Origin of the sequence: Candidatus Fukatsuia endosymbiont of Tuberolachnus salignus (assembly GCF_964030845.1) — a bacterium.
Classification (GTDB): domain Bacteria; phylum Pseudomonadota; class Gammaproteobacteria; order Enterobacterales; family Enterobacteriaceae; genus Fukatsuia; species Fukatsuia symbiotica.
The window spans coordinates 2,128,886-2,144,596 of record NZ_OZ034983.1 but is presented as its reverse complement, the minus strand read 5'-3'; the positions used below and the strand labels follow the sequence as shown (position 1 = coordinate 2,144,596).

Sequence of the window (15,711 nt, the reverse complement as noted above, 5' to 3'; positions counted from 1 at the left end):
TCCTTATCGACTTCAAAATCAAGCATCTTCATTGATCACGGGTATATAAAGGGCTTTATCATATTCACGTTGAATTTTACGATTCTTTTAAGCACGAGTTACGCACGGATCTAACCTGGGGAAGCCAAGAGTGATCTGATGTGTTCAGTAATGGCGTTTTTAATGACAGCCCAATTTTGTTGGTAAAGAGTTATTTTTTCGGACAGACGGCGTTTATGTTGTTCAAACCAGGCAGCCATGGCCAGAAAAATATGATTTCTTTACGCCCGGCCTGTGCGGGCCTGACAGCGTTCTATGCCACAAGTTTGTGTGATTTCCCGATGATAAACTTCAACAGACCGACGGGCTTCGGTGACAGCACTAATTTGTCTCCGGGTGGGGGTCTCTTGGTTCGTAGCAACATAATCAATGCAACCGTGTTTGGCCACAAACTTGAAGACTGTCACCCAACCATCGCCCCGCAGGTGTACTGAAAGCCCTTCTTCTGGAATATCAAGTGAGGCTAATGTTACGTTACGATTAACTATCCGGTGCTTTCTCAACGTGGTGACCCCAATCCAGCCAGGAGAACGAATGGCGTTGAGATTATCTAAACTTGAATACCACGCATCCATCACCACCGCTTCAGGGCTTATGCCCCTCGCTTTTGCCAGTTTGAGCATGTCGCAAAAATGCGAGCTTTTTGTTTTTCCGGCGGTCTCTTTGTCGTCAATTCGGTAGTCAATAGGCACTGACTCTCCCGTTTCAAGACCCTGCCACAGCAGATTAACCAAACCAATACCGGCTATAACACCCTGTTCATTACCAGAATATTGATAATTAAACAGCTCTATCTTCTTACTCCGTTTTTTTGCTAGCACAGTATCAGCCGCAATCACTAAACAAGGCGCTCCCCGCTCAATCGAGGGCGCGACAAGTTGCCACAACTCTTTGGGACGAAAACAGCGGTTCTTTAACCTGCAAATTACGCTATCATGGGATACCCTCGACGGGCTCACTTCTGACAACGCCAGACTAGAATATCTCACACGACTCGCTTGTAAAAATGCTTTATAAAGGTCTTTCGTACAGGGATAACCTGACATCTCATTACCATTCTTATCTTTTTTTCTACTCCCCTTTTACCATCATTTATTACAGTGCGAAACTCGTGTTTAGGTGGGATCACCACCTGCATATTCGCTTCTTCAGCTTGTCTGACAATCTCATCACTATCATAGCCCTTGTCGGCCAGCAGATTTTCTGCTGTTATTCCCTCCATCAAGCGCTTAGCTTCTGTACAATCCGCTGTGGTACCTGATGTAATAATCGCTCTGACCGGCATACCCTGCGCATCCACGGCCAAGTGTATCTTGCTGTTGAGCCCCTTTTTGTACGACCCATATGGCTATAGCCGTATAAATTGATTCAAAATAAAGGGTCAGAAAAGAGAGTGTCGATATCGCATTGTCATTTCCTACGAAGGGCTTTAGCCTGAGCCCATTTGTGCTCAATCGGGTTCAGTTCTCACTTTTACCCACAACGTTGAATGAAAAATGATTCAGGTGAAATTGGATTATTGGTAGAGTCAATAGTTAAATCAGGAAACAGGCACATGAAAACAGTAACGGGTAATGGGAATGAGTGGATCCGGGAAGAATTTCATCAAATTGATTTCGGAGATAAACGCCTTAAAGAGCGTTTTTTTGAAACAGCGGGCTTATTATCATCAAAAGCGTCAGGTTCAATTTACCCAAGCTGTCATGGCTCCTGGTCACAGGCCAAAGGAGCTTATCGATTTTTTAGCAATGAGAGAGTGAGCGAGAGCGCGCTATAGCAGGAGCCGTATAAGTTGATTATGAAAATCAGAAATAACATATTGATATTAATTAATATTTATTAACAAAAGTGATCACGTTACATGGCGCTTGCTATATTCCGTACACATTGTGTGCAAACACAAAAACGTCTGGAGGGGCATTCACTGGTTTTTTCTCTTCAGGGACACATCAGAGTTGAACTTTGACTCACATAAAAAGACAGAGGGGTTGGGAAGTATCTCTATACCCGTGATCAATGAAGATGCTTGATTTTGAAGTCGATAAGGATCATGCTCATAGCCATGAAAATAGAGCTGACTGCTGACCAGAAAATTACCCTCGAAGCCCAACATCGTCAAAGCCATGACCGCCGTGTCTGTGACAGGATCCGGTGTGTTTTGTTGTCCGCAGACGGCTGGACTCCCCCTATGATTGCTCACTCACAGCTCATTAATGAAACCACGGTGCGGCGCCACCTTACAGACTATCATAAACTCAACAAGCTCAAGCCTGAAAATGGCGGCTCCGATGGCTATCTCAATGCGGAACAGACCACGTCGCTGGTTGAACATCTCACCCAGCCGCTCTACCACCACAATCACCAAATTGTGGCGTATATCGCTGGACGCTGGAACATCACCTTTACCGTATCAGGTCTGTATAAAGGGTTGAAGCAGCATGGCTTTAGCTATAAAAAGCCGAAAGGTGTTCCGCATAAATTTGACGTTGAGAAACAGCAGCAATTTATAAAGACCTACAGCGAATTGAAAGACGCCGCGGGTAATGACCCCATACTGTTTATTGATGCCGTTCATCCGACACAAGCCACCAAAATAAGCTACGGCTGGATACGAAAAGGCCAGAATAAAACGATAGAGACCACCGGGAGCAGAACGCGGTTGAATATCATGGGAGCCTTGAACATCCAGAATGTGGCTAACCCCATAATCCGTGATGATGAGACGATTAACAGCGAAAATGTGGTTCACTTCCTGTCTGCCATTCGCGCGCATTATCCCATCACGACAACGGCACATGTGATCCTCGAGGGTGCAGGCTATCACCGTTCACAGCTTGTGCAAGACGCCGCGCTTACGTTGAATATCCAGCTTCATTACCTTCCGCCGTATAGCCCGAATCTAAACCCGATAGAGCGATTGTGGAAGGTGATGAATGAGCAAACACGAAACAATAGATATTACCCATCTAAACAGAGTTTTAAGAACGATATCTTAAACTTCTTTGAGGTGAAGCTACCACAAATGGCAAGTTCTCTGGTATCTCGCTTAAACGATAATTGCCAGGCGCTAAATCCTGCATCTTGATTTCACTTGGGTATATACGATAAGTAGTTATGCCAGGGAAAATGATTTATCCAGTGTATTATCATGCTACCAAAAGCCGCTGTATGACCCTGCGCTGACCAAAGCACTGAAAAATTCGGATGGTGTTAGCCTGTTATCTTGCTGACAGGAAACGGCGCCTAAAGAGGGAGGGGTAAAACCAGACATTGCCTGAGCCATCTTGTCTGCTGTATCGCCCTGTGTTGGTTGAGGTGAAAAAAAACATTTTTCCAGACCTCTCGATGTCATGATAAAGGTCGTGGTTTTTGGAGCCACGGCAAAATCAACCTTGACACCAGAAGAGAAAATTTTTAAGCATTCTTCTACTTGTGCATGATATATCTCCAGTTTATCGCCCTTAGAAAACAAAACCCGGGTACGTAACATGCCGGTATCACTGCCTTTGATCTCTTTTTTAAAAAACACCCAGCCTTTTTTATTGATCACTTTAATGCTTGCGTAAACGGAGTCCTGAGCATGCTCATCAGCCAGGGGTTTACTGATATCAATCTCCAGCTGTCCGGCGACGGCGTCCACAGAAAGAGAAGCAAATGCATAATTATTCTTGTCCAGCAGGGTCATTTGATGAGCCGGTATTAGCCTTTGCAGCCCGGTTTTTGTCATGACAAAACGGTTTGTTTTGGCATTGGGCACTGATGCACCCTGGATATCTGAGGCAGACAGTAAACTGGTTTCTGCCTCAGCATGATAAATTTCCAGTTGATAGCCCTCAGTAAATGGGATCTCTTCACGTGGAGACACCATACCTGTGCTTTTTATTTTTTTTTCAAAAATGACCTTGCCTGCATGATTTCTGATTTTGATCTCAGCATAGGTTTTATCTCTGAAATAATCATCTGCCTCTGTTGCTTCATCGAACACATCAACACATAGCATGCTGTGTATTTTATCAATAGAAACGAAAGCAATATCGGTATCCCCCGCACGTAAAAGTGACTTTTTCCAATAGCTTCCTGGCGTTACCTCTTCCTTTATCCTTGCCCACATCTTTGCCCTGGCCTGTTCCCCTGCCCTTATTCGCTCCTCTGACTGCGGATTGCTGTCACGACCATGCAGGGTCCATAAAGCCAAAAAGTCAGCAACCTGAAATTCCTTCGGAATCCAGCTATACGACATTATCGTGCGAGGATCCTCCAGGTCATCGCTGTGCTCCAGCCCAAGCACATGCCCGATTTCATGAACAAGAAAAGATTTAAAATACTCTGGAGCTAGGCGAGCCTTCCGCTTGGTATTCATCCAGATTACGTTGCGTTCAGGAGGGACAGTGATGGGATCAACAAAACCGACAAGGCTACTCGTTGAAGCATCGAAATTAACAAAACCGCCAAGGGTACTCTCTGGAGCATGAAAATTACCAAAGACCATATCAGCGGGTTCATCACCCTCAACCTGGCGGAACTCCAGACCGGTTTTCTCTGCAATTTGATCAAGAATAAACTGGGTTATCTCTCGTTGTAGCACGGTAAAGGTGGTCAAACCCGTACGGAATATCGGTTTTGTGTGTTGCGGTATGACATCGTGATAACGGGGTGTGAGATAGCGAAAGGTCAGTTCCTTTTCTTTATCTGCTAGTTTATCTGGCTGTAATCCAGCGATGACTTTTGCTGCTATCATTTTATGTATGAGTTGTGTTGCTAGCTCTTCATCAAGCACAGACTGCGGTATCACCTGTTTTTGCTCTGTGGACGTTGTTAAACCTACATCGGATATCTTGTTATCCGGCTCTTCCATAGTATTGATTAAATTAGTTCTATTCATGATGATAACACATCCTTTTATGATGTAGCTTCCGCTATATCGGCCTGATCACTTTCTACATCGACGATCACCGCCGCTCCAACTGCGACAGTAGCAAATTCATAAAAACTGGTTTTTGTACTGAGATGAGTCTAGTCCTTATTTGGCATCAAATAAAAAGACTAGCAGAAGGAGAGCAAATTGCATTCACTATGCGTAAAATCAGCGATCACTGTTGGTGGAAATGAAAACAAAGGATAATATTGACGTGCAATGGATAAATAACAGGTCGAAATAAAGAGGCAACATATTGATAAATAGTGACTGAAAAGTGGTGTTTTGTCGCCTATTATATAAGCGAAAATATTTTGTCTATTTGTTTTTTATTGATTATTTTATCTTAGTGTGACTATATGGTGATAACAGGAGTAAATTTTATGCTACGTGTCCCACGGACCAGGGCGGGATTCCACTTTGCTGATTTTTTAACCAAAAATAAGTTTACTACGAAAATCGGCTGACCAGGCGGCTCGTCTACGTTTACTGGCAATACTATCTTGTTTACCTTTGTGCTGTTTAATCACACCCAACGCGACGCGATTGAAAAGAGCGACATGGGCTGCTCCATCCGGAGCTTTTATCAAGAGTTCATCTTCTCTAAACACCACATCCAATACCCAGTGAAGTTGATTTTCTATCCCCCAATGCAGCCGAATTGCCTGTGCCGCTTGTTCTGCATTCAGCGTTAATGAGCTGACATACCAACGTGACCGACAGTGGGTGACATTATTTTTTGTTCGTTCACTAGCGACCTCAATGAAAGTACGAATGGTAGGCCATTTCGCTTTTAATTCATTGGGTAATTCCGCATTAATTTGCATAACCGTACGTTTTTCTATCCGGCCATGCCCCTGATTAGTCTGCGTATATTCGTGCAATTTATCGCTATCATAGGCAAAAGCAAATTGCTGTTTTACCTGTTCAAACAGCTTCTTTTGAGTCGCTTTAAGCTGCACCACAAAATTGCCTTTACGTTGCGTGATAAGTGATGAAGTTGAGGTTTGGCAATGCAATGAATCGAGCGTCACAATAGCATTATCCAGCGCTAACGCGTCAATGCTCTGACGGGCTAATTCTCCTTCTTTTCCCTTATTGTTCGCCGCTTTTTGATAAAGCGTAATACCAGCATCAACATCATAGGCACTCACCACATGCAGCGCAGTGCAAATCTCTTCAGACCAGGTTCTCCGCAAGGTTTTACCGTCGATGGCGAGCAACGTCTTACCGGCTCGTTGGCGTCGTTCGTTAATCCATAAAAACAAGGATTGAATCAGCAAATTTGTATCTAATGCATTGATGATTTTAGCAATACAATGACGACGTGGGCTCTCACCATGATAAGAGCCATATTTTTTTAGCCAATCGAGCTGAGCTTCGCCAAAATCCTGGATGGATTTCCATCCCGAGGCCCCACTTAACACGGCGGCAAAAAACAGGAAAATAACATCGAGCAGGTGATGTTTGATATTAATATCTTTACGCGGGTCAGGGATCAGGGCTAATTGCTTTAAAATACTCATGATTACATATTCTTTAGGATACATAATATTATGAGCTTACTGCCTATTATTAGTTCACATTAAAGTGGGATCCCGCCCTGCCTTAATTACGCCTAAAAGCATTGCCAGTTACGTGGTCGTTTCGCAAATAGCGGGTAATCGCATTGTGACTCACGTCTTGCGTGTGATTAGCAAAATTCGTCAAGGTGTAATTTATCTGACTTACCATCAGATACTGGCAGTAGTCTAAGTGGCTTGGTTTCATTTATGACACTTTACAGAATCTTTATCCTATTTTAGATGAAAATTGCGTAAGTTATATTGGTATGTCCGTAATAAACATTAGAGGCTTTTTATGGATAATTAGCATCGGTAACTTTGGCAAACCACTCCCATTATGGTTACTATTAATAACTTACAAAAGTCTGTTCGTATTCAATGCTGGGCCATCGCGCTATGTTTTATAATTATATGATTATTAACTAATTTTAAAATTGCGGAGCGAGCGTGCTATTTTTTAATAGCTTGATTTTTAAAATAAAAAAACATAGAGCAATTTCCCTGGTATTCAATGAAATATTATGAAAAAGGACACAATATGAAGAAAATAAAGTCGTTTATAAAAATATTACCCATCTTATTATTACCAATGCCTATTTTGGCTTTTGGAGCAGAGAAAAACAAAGAAACACCATATATTTGTAAGTCTTGGTTTAAATACCTTAATCTACTTAATAGTCCCTCAGCTTCATCTCTTATTTATACACAAATTTCGAAGTGGTGCGTTGTGCAAAAACATGTCGTAGAGCAGGCTAAATTTCAGGCTAAGTCAAGGCGAGAGCATGAAAGCTCATTTTATGAGTAGACCTCTTAGAAACTCTCATTTATCTAATTTGTAGTAGCTCAAACTTAACCTGACAGACACAAGTTAAACCATCGAATTTGTCAAAGTAGTCTGACTGTCAGATGGGCTAGATAAATTATCGAGTTGTTTTTCTTTTACCTACCCCCTAGATGCCATCCAGGTTTCCTAAGGGGGTTTTGCCATAACAATACCTGCCTGAATGAGGTTGTTCTCTGTTGTAAAATGCAAGCCATTTATTGATGTCTTGCTGAATGTCTTCCAGTGATGAATAAATTTTACGCCGAAACATCACATCATATGGCATAGGCGGTATAAATTGATTTAAAATAGAGGGTCATAGAACAAGGTATCGATATCACATTGTCGCTTTCTACGAAGGGCTTTAGCTTGAGCCCATTTGTGCTCAATGGGGTTCATATCAGGAGAATAAGTGGGAAGATATTCCAGAATAAAGCCGGCTTGCTGTCTAGCAGACTGAATGTCTTGGCGCTTATGGAAACTGACATTATCCATTACAAGTACGGCCCCTGGAGGAGATTTTAGCAATAAATCTTGGGTGACCCAGGCATAAAAAATATCGCTGTTGATATGGCAGTCGAAGGTACAAACCGTGGTTAATTTTCCGTTAAGCTGGGCGCCAATGACGTTAGTACACGCTTTGGCATGCCAATCGTGTTGGCCGTAACAGCGCTTACCTTTCACTCAATAACCATAAAGACGCGGCATATCATGGGCAAAACCGCTTTCATCCACGTAAATTATCGGGGTACCACAGGCTTCATATAGCGTAGGCTGTATAAATTGATGTATAATTTCAAGATGACTTATCCATTAAAATTTCGCCAACATGTATTGGCTATTAAAGAGCAAGAAAAGCTTACATATGCCCAAACGGCCACACGTTTTTGTATTGGGACCGCAAGTCTGATGCGCTGGGCTAAACGAATAGAACCTTGTCTGACACGTGATAAACCCGCCAGTAAAATAGCTCGAGCGGCGTTGATTCTTGATGTGGAAACCTACCCTGACGCGTCTCAATACGAGCGAGCCCAACGTATGGGAGTGAGCGCTAGAGGTATCTGCCATGCGTTGAAACGGGCAGGGTTTAGCTATAAAAAAAACATTTTATCATCCAAAAGCCAACGCCCAATCCCGAGAAGATTTTCAGATCAAGATCCAGGCCTATGAAGCCAGCGAGACCCCTATTATTTACGTTGATGAAAGCGGTTTTGCTCATGACATGCCCCGCCTCTACGGCTATTGAGCTAAAGGTAAGCGGTGTTACGGTCAACATGATTGGCACGCTAAAGCACGTACCAATGTCATTGGCGCTCAGCTTAACGGAAAATTAACCACCGTTTGTGCCTTTGAATACAATATCAATAGCGATATTTTTCATGCGTGGGTAACCCAAGACTGACTGCCAAAAATCCCTCAAGGTGCTGTTATCGTGATGGATAATGTGAGCTTTCACAAACGCCAGGATATCCAGTCTACTAGACAAAAATCTGGTTTTATTCTGGAATATCTCCCGACGTATTCTCCTGACCTCAACCCGATTGAGCACAAATGGGCTCAGGCTAAAGCCCTTCGTAGGAAACGACAATGCGATATCGACACTCTCTTTTCTGACCCTTTGTTTTGAATCAATTTATACGGCTACAGCCATAAGCCTGTATCTTAGTCTGAAAATCTTTTCGTGCTTGGACGTCGATTTTGGGATGATAAAATGTTTTTTTTATAGCTAAACCCAGCCCGTTTTAACGCATCGCCTATCCCTCGAGCACTGACCCCCATACGTTGAGCGTGTTCGTATTGAGACGCGTCAGGATAGGTTTCCACATCAAGGAGCAACGCGGCGTGATTTATTTTGGTCGCCGGTTTATCACGAGTTAGGCAAGGGTCGATACGTTTAGCCCAGCCCAGCGCATTAGGCTCGCTGTCCCCACACAAAAACGGGTGGCTGTTTCGGCATAGGTGAGCTTTTCTTGCTCTTTAATAGTCAACACATGTTGGCGGAATTTTAAGGGATAAGTCATCTATAGAAAGTGAAACTTTAATGGAGAGTTCATTTCAACAGTATAAATCAATTTATACTGCCGATGCTATATATACCCAAGTGAAATCAAGATGCAGGATTTAGCGCCTGGCAATTATCGTTTAAGCGAGATACCAGAGAACTTGCCATTTGTGGTAGCTTCACCTCAAAGAAGTTTAAGATATCGTTCTTAAAACTCTGTTTAGATGGGTAATATCTATTGTTTCGTGTTTGCTCATTCATCACCTTCCACAATCGCTCTATCGGGTTTAGATTCGGGCTATACGGCGGAAGGTAATGAAGCTGGATATTCAACGTAAGCGCGGCGTCTTGCACAAGCTGTGAACGGTGATAGCCTGCACCCTCGAGGATCACATGTGCCGTTGTCGTGATGGGATAATGCGCGCGAATGGCAGACAGGAAGTGAACCACATTTTCGCTGTTAATCGTCTCATCATCACGGATTATGGGGTTAGCCACATTCTGGATGTTCAAGGCTCCCATGATATTCAACCGCGTTCTGCTCCCGGTGGTCTCTATCGTTTTATCCTGGCCTTTTCGTATCCAGCCGTAGCTTATTTTGGTGGCTTGTGTCGGATGAACGGCATCAATAAACAGTATGGGGTCATTACCCGCGGCGTCTTTCAATTCGCTGTAGGTCTTTATAAATTGCTGTTGTTTCTCAACGTCAAATTTATGCGGAACACCTTTCGGCTTTTTATAGCTAAAGCCATGCTGCTTCAACCCTTTATACAGACCTGATACGGTAAAGGTGATGTTCCAGCGTCCAGCGATATACGCCACAATTTGGTGATTGTGGTGGTAGAGCGGCTGGGTGAGATGTTCAACCAGCGACGTGGTCTGTTCCGCATTGAGATAGCCATCGGAGCCGCCATTTTCAGGCTTGAGCTTGTTGAGTTTATGATAGTCTGTAAGGTGGCGCCGCACCGTGGTTTCATTAATGAGCTGTGAGTGAGCAATCATAGGGGGAGTCCAGCCGTCTGCGGACAACAAAACACACCGGATCCTGTCACAGACACGGCGGTCATGGCTTTGACGATGTTGGGCTTCGAGGGTAATTTTCTGGTCAGCAGTCAGCTCTATTTTCATGGCTATGAGCATGATCCTTATCGACTTCAAAATCAAGCATCTTCATTGATCACGGGTATATATAAAATTTTGGATGACAGAACACGTCCTCCCACATACGGTAAAATTCATAGGAGGATATTCATCTTAATCAGGCTATTTTGATACTGGCTGCGTTTTTCATGGTGTAGATATCACCGCTTGCCGTCCAGTTGAACATTCTAAGCTTACCCCTTGTAGATTGTAATCTTAAACCAATTAATACCTCCCCTTCACCTGCCGGGAGGGTGATATCAATATCTTCGTTGACAGCGTTAACATACTCTCCTAATAGCCCCGCCCCGGCTTTCCCAAGGTATTGCACATCCATGCCATCACGGGTTATCGTTGCTCTGACCCAATCAGGTGATACGCTCAAGGCTATCCCTTTCTCTTTTCTCCCTAATAGCAACACTCTTCGTGGTGAGGCTGTTTTTTTTATATAAAACAAAGGGAATATTACAGATTGGCTATCGGGAATGCTGCCTTTTTTTGTTTTAAAAAAATTAGGAGACATGTCCAGAATATCCCCTTCTATTTTATCCGCAGACACTGTCCCTTTAAACCAGCCATCGGTGGCATATATCGTCCCTCTGAAGGTGGCATCGTTAAACTCAGCGTGTCCGGCTTTCTCTATTTTCCATCCTGAACGGCCTGCCGCCCAGTTTGCCGACTGGAGAGGCCCACCAATTTTTGTATTAGTGATGGCGGCCTCTTTTATTTGAGCGCTGCCAATGGTCGCATCTTGAATAAAGCCCTCACGTATAAAGACTTGATTATTTTTTACCGCAAAGGGCGAGAATTTTTTGCCATTTTGCCCACTTAACAAAATAGACCTCTTCGGAAACTCTGATTTATCTAATTTCCATGTTATAAATTGCTGCAATCAGATTAAATCGTAATCCAAAACGTTTTCGCCTGTTTCGATAACGATCTGATACGATTTTAAATCGTTTAATCATACCAATGACATTTTCGTTTAATACACGCTGGCTTGATAACTCACGATTGTTGCGTTTATCTTCTTGTGTTAAGGGATTTTTCTTTGTCTTTTTCTTAGGCAACGCCGAGTTTGAATGGATCTTGCCAAGCCCTTGGTAACCTGTATCTGTCACTGTTTTGATTTCAGGATGTATTCGCACGCCAGACTCTTTGAACAACCTAAAATCATGACGCCTCCCATGAGTAAAGCTTGTACAGATGACTGCTTTGCTTTTTTTATCGACGATCACTTGGGTTTTTAAGGTGGGTCGTTTCTTTTTTCCTGAGTAAAACTGCTTTTGTTTTTTTGGGGACGTTCAATCGGCGTTTCTGTGGCATCAATAAGAACGAGCTCATACTCCCTATCACTTTTTAATAAAGCTTTGCGTCCAGGGAGTGCAAAATCAGGATGCTTTATTAGCGTATTTTCTATCCATTTAATCGTTTCATAGCAGGTGCTCTCACTCACCCCATCGCTTCGGCTAACATGAAAATAAGTGCGATATTCCCGTAGATACTCAAGGGCCATTAATAAGCGATCTTCTAAACCCAGCTTGGGTTTCCGACCTCCTTTCCCTTGCTTACATTTATCTGCTTCATTCAATATCTTTATCACCTTTTCAAATGTACTGCGTTTAACTCCGGTTAAGCGCCGAAATTTTTCCTCTTCCAATACCTTTATTTGTTCATATTTCATGGGGGCTCCTTGTTCAGGAGATTTTTAACAACATTCCTACATGAATGCTATAGCAGGCGCCGTATCAGTTGATTATGAAAATTAGAAATAACATATTGATATTAATTAATATTTATTAACAAAAGTGATCACGTTACATGGCGCCTGCTATAGTTTCCGAAGAGGTCTATTAATCAACCGCGCCGAACCTCTGGGTTTTCCATAAAAATGATCGCAGCATGTGTTATATTTTCGGCTTCCATTCCTTTAATGAAATTACTGTATAAAAGATGCCCATCCCGTCCCATGAAATAATTTAACCTTAATGATCCACGGGATATACCTAATTGCTCATTTCTTCTGCTCGTAGTGGGGTGCGGAAGGATGCCCTCTGCTTCTGGTCGACCAGTGCCTCTCAAATAATAGTAATCTGGTACTGGTGCACCATCCACTTTAATACTTGCATGCACACTTTCGTGTAACAGAATTTGTAACCTTTCCGTTCTATCCTTTGTGAAAAACGCATCATTGAACGCTATTTTATTTTTCTTTGGACTATAATACGCAACGACGTTCCCTCTTTTTTGATCGTGGATCGACACCCTCCTTACACTCTTTTCATTGCTTTGCAACCATTTTCCGGTCTCTTCAAGAGATTCTATATTTTTCTTAATATTTTTAATGTCTATATCAGTCAACTCACCGGGCGTGTCATATCCCAAATACGCAGCTGCTATTTTTCTCCCTTTTTCAGTATCAAGCGCAGTCCTAGCTTTCCGAAGGGTTTCCACCATATCATCTACAGTATCATGAATTGCTCGGCCATTAACAACATCGTTTTGCCAAATAGCTTTTAGTCCTCGTTCATGCACCACAGTCCGACTTAACATACGATTGATACGGCTAGACATACGATTGGCAAATGTTCCTGAAACATCCTCTGAAGTATATCAGGTGGAGAAGATCCGGCTGAAAGGCCTGGTTGGATTTCATATGCATCAAAAATTTGAGGGTCTAATACTTTAGATTCATCAATGGGGGCTCTTGTCCCCATCGTGCCAAACAGCATATTGACCCCGCCGTTAATCATATGGCTGTAGCCGTATAAATTGATTCAAAACAAAGGGTCAGAAAAGAGAGTGTCGATATCGCATTGTCGTTTCCTACGAAGGGCTTTAGCCTGAGCCCATTTGTGCTCAATCGGGTTGAGGTCAGGAGAATACGTCGGGAGATATTCCAGAATAAAACCAGATTTTTGTCTAGTAGACTGGATATCCTGGCGTTTGTGAAAGCTCACATTATCCATCACGATAACAGCCCCTTGAGGGATTTTTGGCAGTCAGTCTTGGGTTACCCACGCATGAAAAATATCGCTATTGATATTGTATTCAAAGGCACAAACGGTGGTTAATTTTCCGTTAAGCTGAGCGCCAATGACATTGGTACATGCTTTAGCGTGCCAATCATGTTGACCGTAACACCGCTTACCTTTAGCTCAATAGCCGTAGAGGCGGGGCATGTCATGAGCAAAACCGCTTTCATCAACGTAAATAATAGGGGTCTCGCTGGCTTCATAGGCCTGGATCTTGATCTGAAAATCTTCTCGGGATTGGGCGTTGGCTTTTGGATGATAAAATGTTTTTTTTATAGCTAAACCCTGCCCGTTTCAACGCATGGCAGATACCTCTAGCGCTCACTCCCATACGTTGGGCTCGCTCGTATTGAGACGCGTCAGGGTAGGTTTCCACATCAAGAATCAACGCCGCTCGAGCTATTTTACTGGCGGGTTTATCACGTGTCAGACAAGGTTCTATTCGTTTAGCCCAGCGCATCAGACTTGCGGTCCCAATACAAAAACGTGTGGCCGTTTGGGCATATGTAAGCTTTTCTTGCTCTTTAATAGCCAATACATGTTGGCGAAATTTTAATGGATAAGTCATCTTGAAATTATACATCAATTTATAAAGCCTACGCTATATCACCCACACCCTGGCTGCGTTGTAACTGCGTATCACCGTTAATGGCTTTATCTGTACCCAGTCCAGTCTGAGTTGCGCCAATGCCCAACAACGTCAGGCTCCCCAGTCCTGGAAAAATGAGCATGCTCACGGCTGCTATATCTGCCGCCGCTCTCAGGTTCATTAATAGTTGTTCTTTGAAAACCTCACCATTGGTGGTAGTCAGTGTATTGGCATCAGCTTCCGTGCGCTCTTTAGCCTGTTGTGTCAACCAGGTAAAAGCGTCTTCTCTGATGGGTTTTGGATCATAATTAATGTATTTACTGTCCCAGTGATTCTGGCCAAGTTCCCTGAGAGCAGTGTCAACTCCAGAATAAGAATGACCGTCCTGTCGGTTATATAATAGACCTCTTCGGAAACTATAGCAGGCGCCATGTAACGTGATCACTTTTGTTAATAAATATTAATTAATATCAATATGTTATTTCTAATTTTCATAATCAACTGATACGGCGCCTGCTATAGCATTCATGTAGGAATGTTGTTAAAAATCTCCTGAACAAGGAGCCCCCATGAAATATGAACAAATAAAGGTATTGGAAGAGGAAAAATTTCGGCGCTTAACCGGAGTTAAACGCAGTACATTTGAAAAGATGATAAAGATATTGAATGAAGCAGATAAATGTAAGCAAGGGAAAGGAGGTCGGAAACCCAAGCTGGGTTTAGAAGATCGCTTATTAATGGCCCTTGAGTATCTACGGGAATATCGCACTTATTTTCATGTTAGCCGAAGCGATGGGGTGAGTGAGAGCACCTGCTATGAAACGATTAAATGGATAGAAAATACGCTAATAAAGCATCCTGATTTTGCACTCCCTGGACGCAAAGCTTTATTAAAAAGTGATAGGGAGTATGAGCTCGTTCTTATTGATGCCACAGAAACGCCGATTGAACGTCCCCAAAAAAACAAAAGCAGTTTTACTCAGGAAAAAAGAAACGACCCACCTTAAAAACCCAAGTGATCGTCGATAAAAAAAGCAAAGCAGTCATCTGTACAAGCTTTACTCATGGGAGGCGTCATGATTTTAGGTTGTTCAAAGAGTCTGGCGTGCGAATACATCCTGAAATCAAAACAGTGACAGATACAGGTTACCAAGGGCTTGGCAAGATCCATTCAAACTCGGCGTTGCCTAAGAAAAAGACAAAGAAAAATCCCTTAACAAAAGAAGATAAACGCAACAATCGTGAGTTATCAAGCCAGCGTGTATTAAACGAAAATGTCATTGGTATGATTAAACGATTTAAAATCGTATCAGATCGTTATCGAAACAGGCGAAAACGTTTTGGATTACGATTTAATCTGATTGCAGCAATTTATAACATGGAAATTAGATAAATCAGAGTTTCCGAAGAGGTCTAATGAAAAGTGACTGGCAAGTTCCGCGCGCTTATGACTGTCTCCAGCCTGTTCCAGAACCCAGTTATTAAGCTGTTGTTTATCATCAAACTCATGAAATGTTTTATCACCACCTGGTTTGTATAAAATAATTTTTCCGTTGGCACCGTGAACCAACAGCATATCGTTTGCCGGATAGCCATAAATATC

Annotated in this window: 20 protein-coding genes and 2 pseudogenes; 6 read left to right on the top strand and 16 right to left on the bottom strand. The window is 42.8% G+C overall.

Annotation, left to right across the window (positions count from 1 at the left end; all coding sequences use genetic code 11):
- Positions 1-260: 260 nt before the first annotated feature.
- Entirely contained in the window at positions 261-1,085 is an 825-nt protein-coding gene (locus tag AAHH42_RS10500; RefSeq protein WP_342221080.1) for an IS701 family transposase, read from the bottom strand.
- 56 nt (positions 1,086-1,141) lie between these two features.
- Positions 1,142-1,372, bottom strand: a pseudogene (locus AAHH42_RS10495) (transposase); the annotation flags it as partial.
- 156 nt (positions 1,373-1,528) lie between these two features.
- Here AAHH42_RS10495 and AAHH42_RS10490 point away from each other — a divergent pair.
- Positions 1,529-1,816 carry an IS4/Tn5 family transposase DNA-binding protein gene (locus tag AAHH42_RS10490; protein ID WP_342221079.1) on the top strand — a complete coding sequence of 96 codons (288 nt, stop codon included), beginning with the start codon at positions 1,529-1,531 and terminating at the stop codon, positions 1,814-1,816.
- Between the two features lie 285 nt (positions 1,817-2,101).
- A complete protein-coding gene (locus tag AAHH42_RS10485; RefSeq protein WP_342222064.1) occupies positions 2,102-3,124 on the top strand; it encodes an IS630 family transposase in 1,023 nt (340 codons plus the stop codon).
- Positions 3,125-3,190: 66 nt separating this feature from the next.
- On the opposite strand, the gene AAHH42_RS10480 is transcribed toward AAHH42_RS10485, so the two are convergent.
- Together AAHH42_RS10480 and AAHH42_RS10475 are read right to left on the bottom strand one after the other, a co-directional pair.
- Positions 3,191-4,921: a putative mucin/carbohydrate-binding domain-containing protein gene (locus AAHH42_RS10480; protein WP_342221078.1), complete on the bottom strand. Its 1,731-nt coding sequence runs from the start codon at positions 4,919-4,921 to the stop codon at positions 3,191-3,193.
- A 464-nt stretch (positions 4,922-5,385) separates the two neighbouring features.
- The gene (locus tag AAHH42_RS10475; protein ID WP_342220836.1) at positions 5,386-6,480 is read right to left on the bottom strand and encodes an ISAs1 family transposase; all 1,095 of its coding nucleotides are present in this window, start codon (positions 6,478-6,480) and stop codon (positions 5,386-5,388) included.
- Positions 6,481-7,057: 577 nt separating this feature from the next.
- Between AAHH42_RS10475 and AAHH42_RS10470 the strand changes: the two genes are divergently transcribed.
- Positions 7,058-7,324: a hypothetical protein gene (locus AAHH42_RS10470; protein ID WP_342221077.1), complete on the top strand. Its 267-nt coding sequence runs from the start codon at positions 7,058-7,060 to the stop codon at positions 7,322-7,324.
- A 166-nt stretch (positions 7,325-7,490) separates the two neighbouring features.
- Here the strand turns inward: AAHH42_RS10470 and AAHH42_RS10465 are convergent.
- Both AAHH42_RS10465 and AAHH42_RS10460 read right to left on the bottom strand, forming a co-directional pair.
- Positions 7,491-7,622 (bottom strand): annotated as a pseudogene (locus AAHH42_RS10465) (IS481 family transposase); the annotation flags it as partial.
- 23 nt (positions 7,623-7,645) lie between these two features.
- Positions 7,646-8,026 (bottom strand): transposase, encoded by a 381-nt coding sequence (locus AAHH42_RS10460; protein ID WP_342221075.1) that lies wholly within the window; start codon positions 8,024-8,026, stop codon positions 7,646-7,648.
- Positions 8,027-8,143: 117 nt separating this feature from the next.
- Here AAHH42_RS10460 and AAHH42_RS10455 point away from each other — a divergent pair, with 117 nt between their 5' ends.
- On the top strand, positions 8,144-8,512 hold the full coding sequence (locus tag AAHH42_RS10455; RefSeq protein ID WP_072549715.1) for an IS630 transposase-related protein: 369 nt from the start codon (positions 8,144-8,146) through the stop codon (positions 8,510-8,512).
- A gap of 265 nt (positions 8,513-8,777) precedes the next feature.
- On the top strand, positions 8,778-8,969 hold the full coding sequence (locus tag AAHH42_RS10450) for a transposase (RefSeq protein WP_342221998.1): 192 nt from the start codon (positions 8,778-8,780) through the stop codon (positions 8,967-8,969).
- A gap of 35 nt (positions 8,970-9,004) precedes the next feature.
- On the opposite strand, the gene AAHH42_RS10445 is transcribed toward AAHH42_RS10450, so the two are convergent.
- From AAHH42_RS10445 to AAHH42_RS10405, 9 genes are all read right to left on the bottom strand, one after another.
- A complete protein-coding gene (locus AAHH42_RS10445) occupies positions 9,005-9,277 on the bottom strand; it encodes an IS630 transposase-related protein (RefSeq protein ID WP_342221074.1) in 273 nt (90 codons plus the stop codon).
- On the bottom strand, positions 9,217-9,363 hold the full coding sequence (locus tag AAHH42_RS10440; protein WP_342222098.1) for a hypothetical protein: 147 nt from the start codon (positions 9,361-9,363) through the stop codon (positions 9,217-9,219). Before AAHH42_RS10440 ends, AAHH42_RS10445 begins: the two co-directional genes overlap by 61 nt.
- Positions 9,364-9,449: 86 nt before the next feature.
- Positions 9,450-10,472 carry an IS630 family transposase gene (locus AAHH42_RS10435; RefSeq protein WP_342222063.1) on the bottom strand — a complete coding sequence of 341 codons (1,023 nt, stop codon included), beginning with the start codon at positions 10,470-10,472 and terminating at the stop codon, positions 9,450-9,452.
- A gap of 130 nt (positions 10,473-10,602) precedes the next feature.
- Positions 10,603-11,319 (bottom strand): phage tail tip fiber protein, encoded by a 717-nt coding sequence (locus tag AAHH42_RS10430; RefSeq protein ID WP_342221073.1) that lies wholly within the window; start codon positions 11,317-11,319, stop codon positions 10,603-10,605.
- Positions 11,320-11,344: 25 nt separating this feature from the next.
- Positions 11,345-12,168, bottom strand: a protein-coding gene (locus tag AAHH42_RS10425) for an IS5 family transposase (RefSeq protein ID WP_342221072.1) whose coding sequence is annotated in 2 segments (ribosomal slippage) — positions 11,345-11,781 and positions 11,781-12,168 — 825 coding nt in all. Because the reading frame shifts where the segments join, the coding sequence is not laid out codon by codon here.
- A 173-nt stretch (positions 12,169-12,341) separates the two neighbouring features.
- Positions 12,342-13,058, bottom strand: a complete 717-nt coding sequence (locus AAHH42_RS10420) for a hypothetical protein (protein WP_119963832.1) — start codon at positions 13,056-13,058, stop codon at positions 12,342-12,344.
- Between the two features lie 203 nt (positions 13,059-13,261).
- Positions 13,262-13,453 carry a transposase gene (locus tag AAHH42_RS10415; protein ID WP_342221998.1) on the bottom strand — a complete coding sequence of 64 codons (192 nt, stop codon included), beginning with the start codon at positions 13,451-13,453 and terminating at the stop codon, positions 13,262-13,264.
- Between the two features lie 265 nt (positions 13,454-13,718).
- Positions 13,719-14,087, bottom strand: coding sequence for an IS630 transposase-related protein (locus tag AAHH42_RS10410; RefSeq protein WP_072549715.1), 369 nt, complete (start codon positions 14,085-14,087; stop codon positions 13,719-13,721).
- A 28-nt stretch (positions 14,088-14,115) separates the two neighbouring features.
- Positions 14,116-14,553 carry a hypothetical protein gene (locus tag AAHH42_RS10405; protein WP_342221071.1) on the bottom strand — a complete coding sequence of 146 codons (438 nt, stop codon included), beginning with the start codon at positions 14,551-14,553 and terminating at the stop codon, positions 14,116-14,118.
- A 124-nt stretch (positions 14,554-14,677) separates the two neighbouring features.
- Here AAHH42_RS10405 and AAHH42_RS10400 point away from each other — a divergent pair.
- Positions 14,678-15,501 (top strand): IS5 family transposase gene (locus AAHH42_RS10400; protein ID WP_240313793.1). Its coding sequence is split into 2 segments (ribosomal slippage): positions 14,678-15,065 and positions 15,065-15,501, totalling 825 coding nucleotides; the frame shifts between segments, so codons are not numbered across the junction.
- Here AAHH42_RS10400 and AAHH42_RS14850 read toward each other — a convergent pair.
- Entirely contained in the window at positions 15,454-15,684 is a 231-nt protein-coding gene (locus AAHH42_RS14850) for a dermonecrotic toxin domain-containing protein (RefSeq protein ID WP_119797232.1), read from the bottom strand. The genes AAHH42_RS10400 and AAHH42_RS14850 overlap by 48 nt on opposite strands.
- Between the last annotated feature and the right edge of the window lie 27 nt (positions 15,685-15,711).

Bases quoted from the DNA above. Each gene is read 5' to 3' on its own strand.
- AAHH42_RS10500 (WP_342221080.1), bottom strand. From the start codon at position 1,085: ATGTCAGGTTATCCCTGTACGAAAGACCTTTATAAAGCATTTTTACAA.
- AAHH42_RS10490 (WP_342221079.1), top strand. From the start codon at position 1,529: ATGAAAAATGATTCAGGTGAAATTGGATTATTGGTAGAGTCAATAGTT.
- AAHH42_RS10485 (WP_342222064.1), top strand. From the start codon at position 2,102: ATGAAAATAGAGCTGACTGCTGACCAGAAAATTACCCTCGAAGCCCAA.
- AAHH42_RS10480 (WP_342221078.1), bottom strand. From the start codon at position 4,921: ATGAATAGAACTAATTTAATCAATACTATGGAAGAGCCGGATAACAAG.
- AAHH42_RS10475 (WP_342220836.1), bottom strand. From the start codon at position 6,480: ATGAGTATTTTAAAGCAATTAGCCCTGATCCCTGACCCGCGTAAAGAT.
- AAHH42_RS10470 (WP_342221077.1), top strand. From the start codon at position 7,058: ATGAAGAAAATAAAGTCGTTTATAAAAATATTACCCATCTTATTATTA.
- AAHH42_RS10455 (WP_072549715.1), top strand. From the start codon at position 8,144: ATGACTTATCCATTAAAATTTCGCCAACATGTATTGGCTATTAAAGAG.
- AAHH42_RS10450 (WP_342221998.1), top strand. From the start codon at position 8,778: ATGGATAATGTGAGCTTTCACAAACGCCAGGATATCCAGTCTACTAGA.
- AAHH42_RS10440 (WP_342222098.1), bottom strand. From the start codon at position 9,363: ATGACTTATCCCTTAAAATTCCGCCAACATGTGTTGACTATTAAAGAG.
- AAHH42_RS10435 (WP_342222063.1), bottom strand. From the start codon at position 10,472: ATGAAAATAGAGCTGACTGCTGACCAGAAAATTACCCTCGAAGCCCAA.
- AAHH42_RS10420 (WP_119963832.1), bottom strand. From the start codon at position 13,058: ATGTCTAGCCGTATCAATCGTATGTTAAGTCGGACTGTGGTGCATGAA.
- AAHH42_RS10415 (WP_342221998.1), bottom strand. From the start codon at position 13,453: ATGGATAATGTGAGCTTTCACAAACGCCAGGATATCCAGTCTACTAGA.
- AAHH42_RS10410 (WP_072549715.1), bottom strand. From the start codon at position 14,087: ATGACTTATCCATTAAAATTTCGCCAACATGTATTGGCTATTAAAGAG.
- AAHH42_RS14850 (WP_119797232.1), bottom strand. From the start codon at position 15,684: ATGCTGTTGGTTCACGGTGCCAACGGAAAAATTATTTTATACAAACCA.